The sequence below is a fragment of the Streptomyces sp. NPDC050842 genome (assembly GCF_044456565.1).
Classification (GTDB): Bacteria; Actinomycetota; Actinomycetes; order Streptomycetales; family Streptomycetaceae; genus Streptomyces.
Window position 1 is genome coordinate 618,288 of the sequence record NZ_JBITGA010000001.1, and the last position, 16,750, is coordinate 635,037.

General features: G+C 73.0%; 11 protein-coding genes. 7 read left to right on the top strand and 4 right to left on the bottom strand.

From position 1 onward, the window contains the following. Positions 1-49: 49 nt before the first annotated feature. The 3 genes from ACIBG6_RS02775 to ACIBG6_RS02785 all read left to right on the top strand — a co-directional run bounded on the left by ACIBG6_RS02775 (position 50) and on the right by ACIBG6_RS02785 (position 6,199). On the top strand, positions 50-4,711 hold the full coding sequence (locus ACIBG6_RS02775; RefSeq protein ID WP_399220672.1) for an aminotransferase class I/II-fold pyridoxal phosphate-dependent enzyme: 4,662 nt from the start codon (positions 50-52) through the stop codon (positions 4,709-4,711). Further along, positions 4,711-5,550, top strand: coding sequence for a class I SAM-dependent methyltransferase (locus ACIBG6_RS02780; RefSeq protein WP_399220673.1), 840 nt, complete (start codon positions 4,711-4,713; stop codon positions 5,548-5,550). The genes ACIBG6_RS02775 and ACIBG6_RS02780 overlap by 1 nt, the downstream gene beginning before the upstream one ends. A gap of 61 nt (positions 5,551-5,611) precedes the next feature. Further along, positions 5,612-6,199 (top strand): pyridoxamine 5'-phosphate oxidase family protein, encoded by a 588-nt coding sequence (locus tag ACIBG6_RS02785; RefSeq protein ID WP_399220674.1) that lies wholly within the window; start codon positions 5,612-5,614, stop codon positions 6,197-6,199. 12 nt (positions 6,200-6,211) lie between these two features. Here ACIBG6_RS02785 and ACIBG6_RS02790 read toward each other — a convergent pair whose 3' ends face one another. The 4 genes from ACIBG6_RS02790 to ACIBG6_RS02805 form a co-directional block, all read right to left on the bottom strand. Continuing rightward, the gene (locus ACIBG6_RS02790; protein ID WP_399220675.1) at positions 6,212-7,306 is read right to left on the bottom strand and encodes a glycosyltransferase family 4 protein; all 1,095 of its coding nucleotides are present in this window, start codon (positions 7,304-7,306) and stop codon (positions 6,212-6,214) included. Between the two features lie 55 nt (positions 7,307-7,361). Continuing rightward, on the bottom strand, positions 7,362-7,559 hold the full coding sequence (locus ACIBG6_RS02795) for a hypothetical protein (protein WP_399220676.1): 198 nt from the start codon (positions 7,557-7,559) through the stop codon (positions 7,362-7,364). Continuing rightward, positions 7,541-9,388, bottom strand: a complete 1,848-nt coding sequence (locus tag ACIBG6_RS02800; protein WP_399220677.1) for a glycosyltransferase — start codon at positions 9,386-9,388, stop codon at positions 7,541-7,543. The genes ACIBG6_RS02795 and ACIBG6_RS02800 overlap by 19 nt, the downstream gene beginning before the upstream one ends. A gap of 655 nt (positions 9,389-10,043) precedes the next feature. Then, positions 10,044-10,862: a glycosyltransferase family 2 protein gene (locus tag ACIBG6_RS02805; RefSeq protein ID WP_399220678.1), complete on the bottom strand. Its 819-nt coding sequence runs from the start codon at positions 10,860-10,862 to the stop codon at positions 10,044-10,046. 161 nt (positions 10,863-11,023) lie between these two features. Between ACIBG6_RS02805 and ACIBG6_RS02810 the strand changes: the two genes are divergently transcribed. From ACIBG6_RS02810 to ACIBG6_RS02825, 4 genes are all read left to right on the top strand, one after another. Next, positions 11,024-12,874 carry a glycoside hydrolase family 15 protein gene (locus ACIBG6_RS02810; RefSeq protein ID WP_399220679.1) on the top strand — a complete coding sequence of 617 codons (1,851 nt, stop codon included), beginning with the start codon at positions 11,024-11,026 and terminating at the stop codon, positions 12,872-12,874. Between the two features lie 120 nt (positions 12,875-12,994). After that, on the top strand, positions 12,995-14,065 hold the full coding sequence (locus ACIBG6_RS02815; RefSeq protein ID WP_399220680.1) for a phosphatase PAP2 family protein: 1,071 nt from the start codon (positions 12,995-12,997) through the stop codon (positions 14,063-14,065). Positions 14,066-14,108: 43 nt separating this feature from the next. After that, positions 14,109-16,328: an NADP-dependent isocitrate dehydrogenase gene (locus ACIBG6_RS02820; RefSeq protein ID WP_399220681.1), complete on the top strand. Its 2,220-nt coding sequence runs from the start codon at positions 14,109-14,111 to the stop codon at positions 16,326-16,328. A 121-nt stretch (positions 16,329-16,449) separates the two neighbouring features. After that, positions 16,450-16,740 carry a hypothetical protein gene (locus tag ACIBG6_RS02825; RefSeq protein WP_329625093.1) on the top strand — a complete coding sequence of 97 codons (291 nt, stop codon included), beginning with the start codon at positions 16,450-16,452 and terminating at the stop codon, positions 16,738-16,740. The last annotated feature ends 10 nt before the right edge of the window (positions 16,741-16,750 follow it).

A 16,750-nucleotide genomic window follows, 5' to 3' on the forward strand; every position in this document is an offset into this window, starting at 1 on the left:
CCGCGACCAGGGCGCTTCCCTCGGCGCCCGACCCGGCAAGGGGGCCACGATGGCGTTGCGTCAGCCGATCCGGTCACTCACCGCGTCCGGGTCACTACGCACGTGGACGCTGGTCTATCTCGTGGTCGTCACCCTGCTGACGCTCGCGTACCTCCAGTTCCCGGCCCGCCACACCATCCTCTGGGCACTCATCGGACTCGGCGGCGTCGTCGCGATCCTCGTCGGCGTCCACCTTCACCGGCCCGCCCGCCGCTGGCCCTGGCTGGTGCTCGCCGCCGCCAACTTCGCCTTCGTCGCCGGAGACACCGCCTACAACGTCCTGGAGGGCTTCTTCGGCCAGACCCGGCCCTTCCCCTCCGTCGCCGACGCCCTGTACTTGGCCACGTACCCCCTCTTCGCCATCGGCCTCTTCGGCTTCATCCGCTACCGGGCAGCCGGCCGCGACCTCGCGGTCGTCCTCGACGCGCTGATCCTGACCTCGGGAATCGCGCTGCTCTCCTGGGTCAACCTCATCACCCCGCTCGCCCGGAGCGAGGACATGACCTGGACCGAGAAGGCCATCTCCATCGCCTATCCCCTCGGCGACGTCCTGATGCTCGCGATGCTCGCCCGGCTGCTCGTCCCCGGCGGCCTGCGCTCCCGTTCCGTGCAGCTCCTCACCCTCGGCACCTGCGGCATCCTCGCCTCCGACGTCATCTACGGCACGCTCCAGCTCAAGGGCACCTGGCAGGTCGGCACACCGTGGGACCTCGGCTGGGTCGTGTTCTTCACCGCCTGGGGCCTCGCCGCGCTCCACCCCTCGATGACCGGCCTCACCGAGCGCGCCCCCGAACCGGCACCGCACGTCGCGGAGCGCCGCCTCGCGCTCCTCGCCGGCGCCTCCCTCGTCGCCCCCGCCCTGCTCCTCTTCCAGTCGCTGCGCAACGACAAGGACCAGGACATCGCCGTCATCGCGATCTTCTCGGCGCTGATGTTCCTGCTGGTCCTCGCCCGGCTGTGGAGCATGATGACCGCTCACGGGAAGTCCGAGGCGCGCGAGCGCAGCCTCCGGGTCGCCGCCGCCTCCCTCGTCGCGGCCCTGAGCCCGCGCGAGGTCGCCGGATCGGTGGAGACGGCCTCCGCGACGCTCTTCGGCCCCGGCACCGATCACCGGGTCCTCCTCTTCACCCGTGACCGCAAGGGCGGCCTCACCGCGGTGGCCACCGTGGCCCACCCATGGAGCTGTAGTACCGACCGGCTGACGCTCCCTCCCGCGACGGCCTGGCCCGAGCTCGTCGCCCACGGTGCCCGGCTCCTCCCCGTGACCCGGCTCGACCCCGCCGTCGCCGCCGAGGCGGCGCCCGAGTCCCACGCACTGCTCTGCCCCCTGGAGCTCCAGACGCCGACAGGACGCGAATCGATGCTCGGCGTGCTGCTCCTCGCGGGAGACGAGAAGAAGCTCTCCGAGATCGCGGGCCCCGCCCAGTCGCTCGCCTCCCAGGCGGCCCTCGCGCTGGAACGCTTCGGGCTCAGCGAGGAGGTCAACCGCCGGACGAGCGAGGCGTACTTCCGGACGCTCGTCCACAACACCTCGGACGTCATCCTCATCGTCGACGACGACGACACCGTCCGCTACGCGAGCCCGTCCGCCGAGTCCATGTTCGGTCACTCCCTGCTGCCGGGCACCCCGCTCACGGAGCTGCTCGCCCCCGCGGACAAGGCCAGTGCCCTGCGCGTCCTCGCCGACGCCCGCTCACGCGACGCGGTCGACGCCCGGGACGACTGGAAGCTGCTCCACGGCGGCCCCAGCGGTTCCGCCGACCTCCAGGTCGAGGTCCGGTGCAGCAACCTCCGCAACGAACGCACCGTGCACGGTCTCGTCCTCACCCTCAGGGACGTCACCGAACAGCGGAAGCTGGAACGGGAACTCACCCACCGGGCCTTCCACGACTCCCTCACGGGCCTCCCCAACCGCGTCCTGCTGCTCGAACGGATCGAGCGAGCCCTGCTCCGCGGCCGCCGCGAGTCCACCCTGACCTGCATGCTCTTCGTCGACCTCGACGACTTCAAGGTCGTCAACGACACCATGGGGCACTCCGTCGGCGACGAACTCCTCGTCGCCGTGGCCCGCCGCCTCACGTCCGTCCTGCGGCTCACCGACACGGCGGCCAGGCTCGGCGGGGACGAGTTCGCCGTCCTCATCGAGGGGGCCAGGGAACCCCGCGACGCCGAGACCCTCGCCGCCGAGATCGTGCACACCCTCAGCCAGCCGTTCCACCTCACCGACGGAGCCGTCTCCGTCTCCACGAGCGTCGGCATCGCGACCGTCCTCGACAGCGCGCACGCCGAGGAGCTCCTCGGCCACGCCGACCTCGCCCTGTACGCGGCGAAGGCGGCCGGCAAGAAGCGGTGGCGGCTCTTCCACCCGGAACTCCACTCCCGGCTCGTCGCCCGGCACGAGCTCCAGGCGGGCATGGACACGGCCATCGCCGACCACGCCTTCGCCCTGCGCTACCAGCCCATCGTGGAGGTCGACGGCGGTGCCACCGCCGGCCTGGAAGCGCTCATCCGCTGGCCGCACGCCCGGCGCGGGATGGTGCCGCCCGACCAGTTCATCACCCTGGCCGAGGAGAGCGGCCACATCATGCCGCTGGGCGCCTGGGTCCTCGAACACGCGGCGCTCGAGATCGCCCGCTGGCAGCGCTCCCGCCCGAACCGGCCACCCCTGTACGCCAACGTCAACGTCTCCGCCCGCCAGTTCCGCGACCCGGGGTTCCTCGAAGGGGTCCGGCGCACCCTCCGCTCCTCCGGGCTCGCGCCGGGATCGCTGGTCCTGGAACTCACCGAGACCGTCCTCATGCGCCAGGACACCCAGATCCGTACGACCATGGCCGCCCTGAAGGACCTCGGGGTCTCCATCGCCATCGACGACTTCGGCACCGGCTTCTCCTCGCTCAGCTATCTCCGCGAGTTCCCGATCGACATCCTCAAGGTCGACAAGTCGTTCATCGACGACATCACGACCGACTCCCAGCAGGTCGCCCTCGTGGAGGGCATCGTGCGCATCGCCGACGTCCTCGGCCTGCTGGTCGTCGCCGAGGGCATCGAGCGCGAGGAGCAGCGGGAGCTCCTCGCCGAGATGGGCTGCCGCTACGGGCAGGGCTACCTCTTCGCCCGGCCGATGACCGCCCACCAGGCCGAGTCGTACCTCCACCGCGCCCCGTCCCCGGGCGCCCACCGATCCGTCCGCCCGGCTCGGCCCGTCGCCCCGGCCGCACCGGGAACCGCCCCCGCCGCCGTCCCCACCAGCGCGGGCGCCGGCACCTCCGCCCCCGCGATCGGCCCCGCACGCGCACCCGCACCGGCCATCGGACCCGCCATCGGACCCGCACCCGCACCCGCCATCGGACCCGCACCCGCACCCGCCATCGGACCCGCCGCCGCGACCGCCCGGACCGGCCGGCCGCCGCGCCCGTCCCGCTGGCGCGACCTGGAGCACCTCCAGCGGACCAGCCTCATGTGCGACGCCGTCATCGACGAGATCGACGGCCGCCGCATCCGGGTCGGCGACGACTGGCTCGTCGACTTCGCCTCCTGCAACTACCTCGGCTTCGACCTCGACCCCACGATCATGGCGTCGATCGAACCGGAGGTCAGACGGTGGGGCACCCACCCGAGCTGGTCCCGCCTCATCGGCAGTCCGCGGCTCTACCCGCGCATCGAGGAGCGGCTCACCGAGCTCCTGGGCGCCCCCGACACCCTCCTGCTGCCCACGATCACCCTCATCCACCAGTCCGTCATCCCGCTCCTGGCCGGCACGGGCCAGGTCTTCGTCGAGGCGCAGGCCCACCGCACCGTGTACGACGGCTGTGTCGTCGCCCGCGGCCAGGGCGCCGAGATCCACCGCTTCAGCGCCGACCGGCCCGACGAACTGGCCTCGCTGCTCCGCGGGGCCCCCGGCGACGCCGGCCGGCTCGTCTGCATGGACGGCGTCAACAGCATGACCGGCAACTTCCCGGACCTGCGGACCCTGGCCGGGATCTGCCGGGAGAACGGCGCCCTGCTGTACGTCGACGACGCCCACGGCTTCGGCGTCATCGGGGAGCGGACCGCGGACGAGAGCAGCCCGTACGGCTCACGCGGCAACAGCATCGTCCGCCACCTCGGCGAGACCTACGACGACCTGGTGCTCGTCGGAGGCTTCTCCAAGGCGTTCTCCTCGCTGCTCGCCTTCCTCGCCGTCCCGAAGTGGCTCAAGGACCACCTGAAGGTGGCGGCGGCTCCGTACCTCTACTCCGGGCCCTCGCCGACGGCCTCGCTCGCCACCGCCCTCGCCGGGCTCGACGTCAACGACGAGCGCGGCGACGAGATCCGGGCCGACCTCTACCGCAAGACGGGCCGGGTCCTCGCCCACGTCCGGAGCCTCGGCCTCGCCACCCCGAACACCGACGGGCTGCCGATCATCGAGATCCCGCTCGCCGACTCCGCGGATCTCGACGCCGTCGCCGCGTTCCTCTGGGAGCACGGCATCTACGTGACGCTCGCTTCCTACCCGCTCGTCCCGCGCGACAAGGTCGGCTTCCGCATCCAGGTCACCGCCGCCAACACCGACGAGGAGATCGACCAGTTGTGCGCGGCCCTCACGGCGCTCGCCGAGCGGTTCACCCTCCAGCACGCCGAGGCCCAGCGCCCCGGCGCCGTCACGGCCGGCCGCCGGCCGCCCGTGCGGTGATGGACACGACCGGGCGCCCCGGCCCCCCGAACCCGCCGCGCCCGTCGAGCCGATCGGGCGAGTCGGGTCAGTCGGGCGAGTCGGGCCGGTGGGGCCTGGCCGTTGGACTGCGCCGCAACCGGGACGCGGACTGGAACGCCTGGCCAGTCGCCGACTACCTCGCCGAGAACTACCGCAGGCTCCACCCCTGCGACGTCGGTGTCATCCGCCACCACGCCGCCGTCTACCGGACCTTCGCCCCCGGCGCCCTTCCCCGCACCCTCGAACTGGGCGCGGGCCCGAACCTCTACCCCCTGATGCAGGCGGGCGCCGCCAGCCTCCGCGTCGACGCCCTGGAACCGAGCGCCGCCAACGTCCGCTACCTGCGGCAGCAGCTCGAGGACGGCCCCGACGACAGCTGGCTGCCCTTCTACACCCTGTGCCGCAGCCTCGACCCCGCACTCCCCGAGAGCTGTGCGGACGCGCTCCGCCGGGTCCGGGTCGTGCCGGGCACCGCGGAGGACCTGACCGACGGCACGTACGCCCTCGCGTCGATGAACTTCGTCGCCGAGAGCGTCACCGAGGACTTCGCCGAATTCACGGCCCTCTGCGACACCTTCGTCCGGGCGGTACGCCCCGGCGGCTGCCTCGTCGCCTCCTTCATGGAACGCATGCCGAGCTACCGCATCGGAGAGGGACCGGTCTGGCCGGCCTGCCCGGTCGACGGCGCCGCCCTGCGGGCCGTCTTCGGACCGCGCACCACCGGCCTGCGGATCGAGCGGCTCGCCAAGGACCGCACCCTGCCCGAATACGGCGACACCGGCGTCCTGCTCATGACAGCGCTGCGGGCCGACCCCTGACCGCGCCGCACCGGACGAGTTCGTGAGACAGGCGAAGCGTTTCCTTACATAATCCTCGGACATGGGAAAGACGCACGAACGCATCGACGGCCGGCTGCGCACCTTCATAGAGCAGCAGCCGATCTTCTTCACCGCGACCGCCCCGCTGGACGGCGACGGCACGGTCAACCTCTCGCCCAAGGGCCTCAAGGGCTCTTTCGCGGTGCTCGACGAGCAGCGCATCGCCTATCTCGACTTCGCCGGCAGCACCGCCGAGACCATCGCGCACCTGCGGGAGAACGGCCGGATCACGGTGATGTGGTGCGCCTTCCAGGGGCCGCCCAACATCGTCCGGGTCCACGGCCGGGGCGAGCCCGTCTTCCGCGACGACCCGCGCTTCACGGAACTGCTCGCCCACTTCCCGGACATCGACCCGACCCGGCACGGGCTGCGCGCGGTCATCGTGGTGACGGCCGAACTCGTCCGTGACTCCTGCGGATACGGGGTGCCCTTCATGTCGTACGACGAGGAGCGCGACCTGCACGGCAAGCGCTTCGCGCGGGAGGACGACGCCTCGCTGAGCGCGTACTTCGCCAAGAAGGACCACATCGCGCAGAGCATCGACGGCCTGCCCGGGCTGCCGCTTCCCCTGCCGCCCGGCAACTTCTGAGCGACGGTCATGTCATGACAGCAGCAGCTCCCGGTAGAGCGCCGCGTACCGGGCGGCGAACCGTTCGGGCCCGAAGTGGTCCTCGGCCAGCGCCCGTCCACGCTCCGCGAGCACGTCCCAGGAGCGCGGCTGGTCGAGCAGCCACGCCAGTTGCTGTCCGGTGCGGCGCGCGTCGCCGGCGGGCGCCCGCAGCACGGCGTGGCCGAAGTCCGCGAACTGCGGCAGGTCGCTGAGGACCGCAGGCCGTCCCGAGGCCAGCGACTGGAGCACGATGAGCGGGATGTCCGCCTTGCCGCCGAGCACGGCCGGCGCGTACACCAGCACGTGGGCCGAGGCGATCAGGGCCCGCATGTCCTCGACGTGACCCCGGACTTCGACGTCCGGGAGCCCCGCCGCGCCGGCCCGCTCCCGCAGCGCCTGGTCCAGCAGCCCGGAATGCTGCCCCGGCCGCCTGCGCATCGCGAGCACCAGCCGGAACCTGGCACCCGCCCGCCACGCCTCGGCCGCCGCGTCGATCGCCGTCTCCGCGCCGCCCCGCAGATCGTGGTATCCGGCGAAGAGGACCATCGGATACCCCCGCGGGCGCGGCAGATACGGCCACGTGTCCAAGTCGATCATGGGCGGGATCACCCGTACGTCCCCGAAGTCCGCGGACCGCAGCCGCCGCGCCATCGACTCCGACAGGGCGACCGTCGCCCCCAGGGGCCGGGAGCGGGCCAGGAAGCGGCAGTCCGCGACCGCGGGCACGGTGTGCACGACCGGCCGCCCCCCGAGGAACAGCGGGCGGAGCCACGAGAAGACAGGGAAGGCGCTGCCGACGGAGAGGAAGGCGTGGACCAGGTCGACTCTGCGGGCGAACACGGCTCCGGCGAGTACGGCCTGCACCCGCTGCGGGACGTGGGAGACGCCGTCGCGGGAGAGCATGCGGACCGGGCGCCCGCGCCGCGGCGGGTCCCGCCCGTGGTCCGGCCACCGGGCGAACCAGACGAAGTCGACGTCGGGCAGCGCTTCGAGGACGTCGGAGGCGAGCCGCACGTCGGAGCTCTCCGCCCCGTCCATCGGGCCGCCGGTCAGGAGCAGCACCCGGGGCCGCTCATGGCGGACCATCACGCGCCTCCGTCTCCGTCGAGGCCGCGGCGCCGGGAACCGTACAGGGGGATCGTCACGACACACCTCCGGAGGAACGGGCCCGGCGAAGGTCCCTCCGGGCGGTTTCAGGCAGCGCGCCGCAGGAGAGCACGGCGTCGGCCGGGTGCGGGGAGAGCACCGGCATGGGGGCGTCCGATCCGAGGACGGTCTGGACGAAGGGGGGCCGGACGAAGGGGGGCCGGACGAAGGGGGTCAGCGGGTCGACTGCCATGACGTCCCCCTCTTCCTCGGCCGCCGTGCGGGGGCGGGTGCGTCCAGGAGCCGGTGGGCCAGGGCCAGATAGCGGCCCGTCATCTCGTCCCACGTGTAGTGCCGGGCGGCGAGCGCGGAGCGCCGGCCCAGGCCGCGGCGGAGCGCCGCGTCGCGGGCCAGCTCGCCCATCCGGTCGCCGAAGGCCGCCACGTCGAACGGCGGGACGGCCACGTCGCCGCCGTCGCGCATCCAGCGCAGGGCGGGCAGGTCGAAGTGGAGGACGGGCTTGCCGTACGCCATGCCTTCGAGGGCCACGAGACCGAACGTCTCGTGGCGGGAGGGCATCACGAGGAACGCGCTGTCGCGCAGCAGTTGCCGCCTGCGTTCCTCGTCGGCGCAGCCCACCCAGTGGATCCGGGGCTCGGGTCCCCTCGCCCGGGCGGCGACGAGCGCCGCGAGCCGGCGTTCCTCGGCCGGCGTGCCACTGCCCGCGAGCAGCAGCTCCAGTGGCGCCCCGGCCCGGTCGTAGGCGTCGAGGAGCAGGTCGAGGCCCTTGGCCCAGGTGTCGATCCGCCCCAGGAAGAGGATGAACTGCCCCCTGCCGAGCCGGGATTCGTCGAGGAGACGCGGCTCCACGCCGTTGGCGATGACCTGCACGTCGGCGCGGGGGCTGAGCCGCCGGATCGCCGAGGCGTCCGCCGCGTTCATCGCCACGAGGTGCCGGTAGCGGCGCAGCCCGAGCCGCTCGGCCAGGAAGAACGGCACGCGGTAGCGGCGCCACAGCGCCTCGGCGCCGCGGTTCTGGTCGATGCCGACGACGGGCGCGCGGGTCGCCAGGGGCAGCAAGCCGGTCGAGAACGGGGGAGTGAAGCTCTCCAGCCACAGGTCGTGCGGGATGCGGCGGGCCGCGAACGGCAGCAGCGCCAGGAACACCAGCCGCCCGGCGCGCGGGCCCACGCGGCCCACCGGCAGCCGTACGTACCGGATGCCGTCGCGGTACTCGGTTCCGGCGCGGCGGCCCGCCGTCACGACCGTCACGCGGAAGTCCTCCGCGAGCCTGCGGGCCACCTTGCCGACGACCACGGCACCGCCGCCCCGGTCGCCGGGGCCGTCGGCGTCGTCGTAGACCGACACGACCACGTGCTGGCGGGCATCGGCGCCGCTCTCGGCGCGCCCGCCGTCGTCCTCGCGCCCCGGAGGGGGCGTCCGCACCACGTCGAGGACCTGTTCCAGGGCGCCGGCGGCGACGAGCGACGGGGCCCGCTCTCCGTCGACGTGCACCACCCGCGGCAGCTGCGCGGACCGGGACCGGTAGCGGGCCCGCGAGGCGGCAGGAGAGCCGGCGAGGACCTGTCGGCCGCGCCCGAGCAGCGTGTCGGCCCCGGTCTCCACGAGGAGCGTCAGGGCGTACCGGTCGGCCAGCCGGCGGAAGGCGCCCGCCGCCGCCGAGGCGGGCGGGCCGAAGGTCACCAGACCGTCCAGGGGGCCCCGGTCGGTCAGGACCACTGCCTGCCTGCCGCGCGCCCGCAGGGCCGCCGTCAGCCTGGCCACCGTGATCCGGACCGCCAGCTCGGCGGCGTGGAGGAACGCGTGGGCGCGGCGCGGCAGGGATCCCCGGCGCTCGGGATCCGATGCCCGCCGTGCCCATCGCTCACCCGGTTCCCCCTCATCCCTCACCCGCGGTGGAACCGGGAACCTGCGGCACAGGAAGCAGCCGTGGCCTTGCGCGGTGACGACGTGGACCCCCCGCTCCCCGAGCAGCGTCGCGAGCCTGCGGACCAGCGAGGACAGGCCCGCTCCGTCGGGACCGGACACCGCCACCAGCAGAACGCCTCGTGAGGTCGTCATGGCAGGCGCCCCTTGGGCTTCTCGCCCACCACGTGCCCGCCGAACACCGCGTGTCCGGGCACGCCGCGGTACCCCAGGGCGCGCGAGCCGGGGTACCGCGACGAGTCGAGGGTGTGCTGGGAGGAGGCGCGGCGCGTGGCGCGCGCGGCAGAGCGGGGGGTCAGCGCGGGGGCGGGGCGTCGACCAGGGCGACGGCCGCTACGGGCCTGGGCACGTGGGCCGTCAGACCCGGAGGGGCCGTCGGATCGGGCGGGACCGTCGGAACCGGCTGGGCCGCCGGAACCGTCGCGGCTCCGGGCGTGTGTCCTGACCGTACGAGCGCGACGGCGGCGGGCGGCGCCCCGGGGCCTGCACGCCCTGCTGAGGGGCGGAGGAACGACGGCGCGGAGCCGGTCGGAGACCCGGCGGGCCGGGTGAACGCTCGGGCGGTGCGGGGCGCTGCGGACGGGACGGCGTCGGGCCTCGGCGAGGGGCCAGTCGGTCACCCGCCGCAAGGGATGCGGAGCGGGTGCCGCCGGCACGCGGTTGATCTGGCGTGAGGTCACGATGAGCCTCTTCCGGCAACCGACCCAACCGAGGGTCTGCTCTCTGGCCTGAAATCATGCTCTTTCCAGCCTTATCCCCCCGGGTGGGATTCGTCAACCGGGCCGGAGGGTCAGCCAGGGGGTCGGCCGGAGGCGTCCAGGGGCGGAGTGCCGGGGTTTGCCTGGGCGTGGCGGGAGCGGCCGTGGGCGAACCGCGAGAGGGCGTTGTGCGGCCGTTCGTCGAGGAGCGTGCCGAGGATGCGGGCGCCGTCGCGGACCGTGCGGGGGTGCGAAGGGCCGTGGCGGCGCGGCAGTTCGCGACTGGGCACTTCGGCGACGCGCAGCCCGTAGTGCAGGGCGTGCGTCACGAGCTCGGCGCCGAGCTCGACACCGTCCTCGCGCAGGTCGAGGAGGTCGACGAAGCCCCGCCGGAACGCACAGAATCCGTACCAGAGATCGGTGAGCTGCTGGCCGTACAGCCGCCGTGCGACCCGTAGCAGGGCGCGATGGCCGAGGCGCCGCGCGAGCGGATAGTCGGCGACGTCCCCGCCCGCGATGAAACGGGAACCCTTGACGAAATCGAACCCGCTTTCCAGGTAATACAGGTAGTGCGGGATCTCGTGGGGCGACATGCTGCCGTCGGCGTCCATCAGCACGATCAGATCCCCGGTGGCCGCGCGCAGTCCCGCGTGCGGAATGTCGCCCCGGGCGAAGTCCCAGGGCCCGAGCGTCCGGATGGTCATGCCCTTCCGCGCGGGTCTCGTGCCCGTCGGTCCGCCGATCAGGACCACGTCCCGCACGTCCTCCGGTACCTGGTCGAGCAGCAGGTCGAGCGCGTGTCCCGGGTCCCGTCCGTCGGGGCGGACCGTCAGGACGAGGCTCACGGTGCGCGTGCCGGAGCCGGGCACCCGGTCGGTCGACCGGCGGAGGGGATGCGCGTCACTACCCATGGGTACGGCCTTCCGCGAGGCGAACCCGCGTATTTCAGAATCCTGCGGGGAAGGTGATGCCGTCAAGAAAACCGGAAGAATATGCGGAGGGCCGCGAAGGAATACTCTTCCCTACCGCCGCTGTTTCTGCGCGAGATTTCTGAACGGCATACAATCCGGTCATGGCAGGGCGAATTGAAGACTACGCCCTCGTCGGCGACCTGGAGACGGCAGCGCTCATCGGGTCCGACGGGTCCGTCGACTGGTGGTGCGCGCCGCGCTTCGACTCGCCCGCCTGTTTCGCGGCCCTCCTCGGCGATCCAGGTCACGGTCGGTGGCTCCTCGCCCCGGTCGGGAAAACCCGCTGCACGCGCAGGAGTTACCGAGGCGACACACTCGTCCTCGACACGTTCTGGGAGTCCCTCACCGGCACCGTCCGGGTCACCGACTTCATGCCCCCGCGCTCCCCGGACTCCTCCCACGAGAGCGGGCCGAGGATCGTCCGCGTCGTCGAGGGGATCGCCGGCCGGGTCGCCATGCGCGGCGAGTCGAGCCTCCGATTCCACCACGGCAGCATCGTGCCCTGGACCCGTGCGCTGGACCGGCACACCGTCGCCTGCGTCGCGGGACCCGACGCCGCCTACCTCTCCTGCGGCCCCGGCGCCGACCCCGTCGTCACGTCGGACCGTACGACCGTCGAGTTCACCGTCACCGCCGGGAGCATCGTCCGGTTCGTCCTCGGCTGGCGCCCCTCGCACGCCTCCGTGCCCCCCACCGCCTCGCCCGCCGAGATCGACGCCACCCTCCTGCGTACCCTCGACTTCTGGAACGACTGGGCGAGCGCGCTCCGTTACGAAGGGCCGGCCAGGGACGCCGTGCTCCGGTCCCTCCTCACCCTCAAGGCCCTCACCTACGCCCCCACCGGCGGCGTCGTCGCCGCCGCCACCGCCTCCCTCCCCGAGAGCATCGGAGGGCAGCGCAACTGGGACTACCGCTTCTGCTGGCTGCGCGACTCCACCTTCACCCTGTCCTGTCTGCTGCGCGGCGGATTCCGCCGGGAGGCGATGGCCTGGACGGACTGGCTGCTCCGCGCCGTCGCGGGCGATCCCGCCGACCTCCAGCCGCTGTACGGGGTCGAGGGGCAGCGCCGGCTTCCCGAGACGTACGCCGACTGGCTGCCCGGCTACGAGGACTCACGCCCCGTCAGATTCGGTAACGCGGCCGTCGACCAGTTCCAGCTCGACATCTACGGCGAGGTGCTCAACACCGTCTACTCGGCCGTACGCGCCGGGGTCGCCGTCGACCCGCCGGCCTGGGCGCTGGTGGCCGAGCTCCTGGAATACCTCGGGACGCGCTGGCAGGAACCCGACGAGGGCATCTGGGAAGTCCGGGGCCCGCGCCGCCACTTCGTCCACTCCAAGGTCATGGCCTGGGTCGCCGCCGACCGCGCCGTCCGCCTCGCCCGCGTCGCCGGACTGCGCGGCACCGTGCGCCGCTGGCAGGCTCTGCGCCACGAGATCCACGCGGAGATCTGCGCCCAGGGCTGGAGCGAGGAGCAGCAGTCGTTCACGCAGTACTACGGCAGCCCTCAGGTCGACGCCACCGCCCTGCTGATCCCCCGGCTCGGTTTCCTCCCCGCCGACGACCCCCGGGTCCTCGGCACCGTCAAGGCGATGGGACGGCTCGACGAGCACGGATTCCTGCGCCGGTACGGCGACGTCCGGGACGGCGGGACTCACCGGCTCGACGACCTCGGCGGCACCGAAGGGTCCTTCGTCGCGTGCACGTTCTGGTACGCCGACGCCCTCGCCGCCACCGGCCGCGTCGCCGAGGCCCGCACCGTCTTCGAGCGGGTTCTCGCCATCCGCAACGACGTCGGGCTGCTCGCCGAGGAGTGGGACCCGGTGGCCGGCCGCCAGCTCGGCAACACGCCGCAGGCGCTCAGCCACGTGGCACTGGTGAACACCGCCTTCACGCTGTACGGCACACGCCGCCACGACCGAGCGGCCGCCCACCGTCTCGCCGTGGCATGAGCGCCCCGCCGCGCCCGGCCGAGCTGCCGGGAAGCGGCACACAGCCCCGCCAGGACCTTCGGCGTGTCGTTCGGGTGCATCCAGCGGGCGGGTGTGCCGCGCGTGGGTTCGAATCGGGGCATGGCTTCCTACGACAGGCTCCGCGCCGGCGGCACCCCGAGGCCGCTGGAGACCGGTGACACCTGGTGGTACGCCGCCGTGGCCGGCGAGGCCGCCGGCTCCTTCAGCACCAGGGTCCGCACCCGGACCCGGCGTGCCTGCCTCGGGACCGTCCTCCTCCTCACGGTCGTCTACGCGGGCCTCGTGCTCACCGCGACCGGCCGCCGCTGGGGCGACGCCGCCCTCACCGGACGGCGCGCCGACACCGCCGCCGCCACCGTCCTCCGCGAGCACCCCTCGCTCGCCGGGCTCACCACGCTCTCCCTCGTCCTCGGCTGCGTCCTGCTGCTCGCCACCGGCCTCCTCCGCAAGCGGTACGCGCTCACCGGAGCCGTCGCCGGCGCCCTCGTCACCTCCCTCGCGCTGACGGGGCTCCTCCAGCGGTACGCGCCACGCCCCCGCCTCCTCGACGCCGGCGGCGCCCTCCTCCAGAGCGGCTTCCCCAGCGCCCAGACCACCCTCGCCCTCGGCACCGCCTTCGGTCTCGCCCTCGTCGTCCCGTACCGGCTCCGCGGCCCCACCGTCCTCGCCGGCACCCTCTGGGCCGGAGCCGTCGGCGCGTACACCATCGCGGCGGGGGACCACCGTCCCGGCGACCTCATAGCCGCCGCCCTCGTCGTCCTCGCCGTCTTCTGCGGCCTGGTCGGCCTCCTCGCCCGCAAGGGCAAGATCCGCCCCGCGCCCCGCGGCCCCCTCCCGCACGTGCTCCTCGCGACCGTCCCGCTCGCCATCCTCGCCGCCGCGGGGCTCGGCGCCGGTGTCTGGCTCCTCGGCGACACCCTCGGCCTGCCCGCCACCGCCCCCTACGACCCGGCCGAGCTCCGGCTCGCCCACCGCTGCGGACAGGCCCTCGCCGCGGGCGTCACCGCCGCCGCCGGACTGCTCCTGCTCACCCTGCTCCGCCGCGTCGCCGTGGACGGGGCCCCCGCCCCGTACCGCCTCGGCGGCCCCTTCGTGGAGGCCGCGGGGGCACCGCACGACGGCGAGCTCGTGGGGCCCTTTACGGAGGACCGCGATCACGAGATATCTTGATGTCGAGCAATCTCGCATACGCAGACGTGGAGCGGAGCACCCGGTGACTGACTCGACCATCATCTACACCCACACTGACGAGGCGCCTGCCCTGGCGACGTACTCGTTCCTGCCCGTGATCCAGGCGTATGCCTCGCAGGCCGGCGTCACGGTCGAGACGCGGGACATCTCCCTCGCCGGCCGCATCATCGCCGTCTTCCCGGAGTACCTGGAGGAGGGCCAGCGCATCGCCGACGCCCTCGCGGAGCTCGGCGCGCTCGCCAAGACGCCCGGCGCCAACATCATCAAGCTGCCGAACGTCTCGGCGTCCATCCCGCAGCTGAAGGCCGCGGTCGCCGAGCTCCAGGCGCAGGGCTACGCCCTCCCGGACTACCCGGACGACCCGCAGACGGACCAGGACAAGGACGTCCGCGCCCGCTACGACAAGATCAAGGGCTCGGCCGTCAACCCGGTCCTGCGCGAGGGCAACTCCGACCGCCGCGCCCCCGCCTCGGTCAAGAACTACGCCAAGGCCCACCCGCACCGCATGGGCGCCTGGACCCCCGAGTCGAAGACGAACGTCGCCACCATGAGCGACAACGACTTCGCCTCCACGGAGAAGTCCGCCGTCATCGCGCAGGACGACACCCTCCGCTTCGAGTTCACCGCCGCCGACGGCACCGTCTCCGAGCTCCGCGAGCCGCTGAAGGTCATCGCCGGCGAGGTCGTCGACGCCGCCGTCATGCGCGCCGCCGCCCTGCGCACCTTCCTGAGCGAGCAGGTCGCCCGCGCCAAGGCCGAGGGCGTGCTCTTCTCCGTGCACCTCAAGGCCACGATGATGAAGGTCTCCGACCCGATCGTCTTCGGCCACGTCGTCCGCGCCTTCTTCCCGGAGACCTTCGCGAAGTACGGCGAGGTCCTCGCCGCCGCCGGTCTCACCCCGAACGACGGCCTCGGCGGCGTCCTCAAGGGCCTGGAGTCCCTCCCGCAGGGCGCGGAGATCAAGGCCTCCTTCGAGGCCGAGCTCGCCGCGGGCCCCGCCCTGGCGATGGTCGACTCCGACAAGGGCATCACCAACCTGCACGTGCCGTCCGACGTCATCGTCGACGCCTCGATGCCGGCCATGATCCGCACCTCCGGCCACATGTGGGGCCCGGACGGCCAGGAGGCCGACACCCTCGCCGTCCTCCCGGACCACAGCTACTCGGGCGTCTACCAGGTCGTCCTCGACGACTGCCGTGCCCACGGCGCCTTCGACCCGTCGACCATGGGCTCCGTCCCGAACGTCGGCCTCATGGCGCAGAAGGCCGAGGAGTACGGCTCCCACGACAAGACCTTCGAGATCGCCGAGGCCGGCACCGTCCGCCTCGTCGACTCCGCGGGCAACGTCGTCCTGGAGCAGGAGGTCGCCGAGGGCGACCTGTTCCGCGCCTGCCAGACCAAGGACCTGCCCATCCAGGACTGGGTCAAGCTCGCCGTCACCCGCGCCCGCGCCACCGGCTCCCCGGCCGTCTTCTGGCTGGACGCCGCGCGCGCCCACGACGCCCAGCTGATCGCCAAGGTCGAGCAGTACCTGCCGGAGCACGACACCGAGGGCCTGGACATCAAGATCCTGTCCCCGGTCGAGGCCACCAAGTTCTCCCTGGAGCGCATCCGCCGCGGCGAGGACACCATCTCGGTCACCGGCAACGTCCTCCGCGACTACCTGACCGACCTCTTCCCGATCCTGGAGCTGGGCACCAGCGCCAAGATGCTGTCGGTCGTCCCGCTGATGGCGGGCGGCGGCCTCTTCGAGACCGGCGCCGGCGGCTCCGCCCCGAAGCACGTCCAGCAGCTCGTCAAGGAGAACTACCTCCGCTGGGACAGCCTCGGCGAGTTCTTCGCCCTGGCCGCCAGCTTCGAGCACCTCGCGACGACCACGGGCAACGGCCGCGCCCAGGTCCTCGCCGACACGCTGGACCGCGCCACCGGCACCTTCCTCAACGAGGACAAGTCGCCGACCCGTCGCCTCGGCGGCATCGACAACCGCGGCAGCCACTTCTACCTCGGCCTCTACTGGGCCCAGGAGCTGGCCGCCCAGACCGAGGACGCGGAGCTGGCCAAGGCCTTCGCCCCGCTCGCCGAGACGCTGGCCGCCAACGAGCAGAAGATCGTCGACGAGCTCGTCGCCGTCCAGGGCTCCCCGGCCGAGATCGGCGGCTACTACCAGCCCGACCCGGCCAAGGCCGCGGCCGTGATGCGCCCGTCCGCCACGCTGAACGAGGCCCTCGCGTCCCTCGCCTGATCCGGCGCGCGACCCGGTCACCCGCTCCCGGCGGATGACACGTACCGCCCCGGCCGGAGGGATTCCGGTCGGGGCGGTCCCGTCGGTGGCGCATCCGCCGTCCGGGTGTGAACCTGGATGGATGAGCTGGGCATCTTGGACGACCGCCGGTGTCTACACCGGGCGTGGTGGGGTGCTGACCGACGAGGCCGGAGTCGTCACGGGCGATCTGACCGTGCACACGACCTGGGCCGAGCGCGAGGCACGCGTGGCCGTGCAGTACAGCGGCGCATCCGACTGGTTCACCATGTCGGGCAGTCCCGTTCCGTGCGCGACGGAGGAGGAGAGCCGAGATCTCCACGACGCGGTCGTGGAGGCCGTCCGGGAAGGCAAGGGGGCCACGGTCCCGTCGCTGCCCGGAGCAGTACCGTAGTCGCGAGGGC

Coding starts and splice junctions, on each gene's coding strand:
- ACIBG6_RS02775 (WP_399220672.1), top strand. CDS start 50: ATGGCGTTGCGTCAGCCGATCCGGTCACTCACCGCGTCCGGGTCACTA.
- ACIBG6_RS02780 (WP_399220673.1), top strand. CDS start 4,711: ATGGACACGACCGGGCGCCCCGGCCCCCCGAACCCGCCGCGCCCGTCG.
- ACIBG6_RS02785 (WP_399220674.1), top strand. CDS start 5,612: ATGGGAAAGACGCACGAACGCATCGACGGCCGGCTGCGCACCTTCATA.
- ACIBG6_RS02790 (WP_399220675.1), bottom strand. CDS start 7,306: ATGGTCCGCCATGAGCGGCCCCGGGTGCTGCTCCTGACCGGCGGCCCG.
- ACIBG6_RS02795 (WP_399220676.1), bottom strand. CDS start 7,559: ATGGCAGTCGACCCGCTGACCCCCTTCGTCCGGCCCCCCTTCGTCCGG.
- ACIBG6_RS02800 (WP_399220677.1), bottom strand. CDS start 9,388: ATGACGACCTCACGAGGCGTTCTGCTGGTGGCGGTGTCCGGTCCCGAC.
- ACIBG6_RS02805 (WP_399220678.1), bottom strand. CDS start 10,862: ATGGGTAGTGACGCGCATCCCCTCCGCCGGTCGACCGACCGGGTGCCC.
- ACIBG6_RS02810 (WP_399220679.1), top strand. CDS start 11,024: ATGGCAGGGCGAATTGAAGACTACGCCCTCGTCGGCGACCTGGAGACG.
- ACIBG6_RS02815 (WP_399220680.1), top strand. CDS start 12,995: ATGGCTTCCTACGACAGGCTCCGCGCCGGCGGCACCCCGAGGCCGCTG.
- ACIBG6_RS02825 (WP_329625093.1), top strand. CDS start 16,450: ATGAGCTGGGCATCTTGGACGACCGCCGGTGTCTACACCGGGCGTGGT.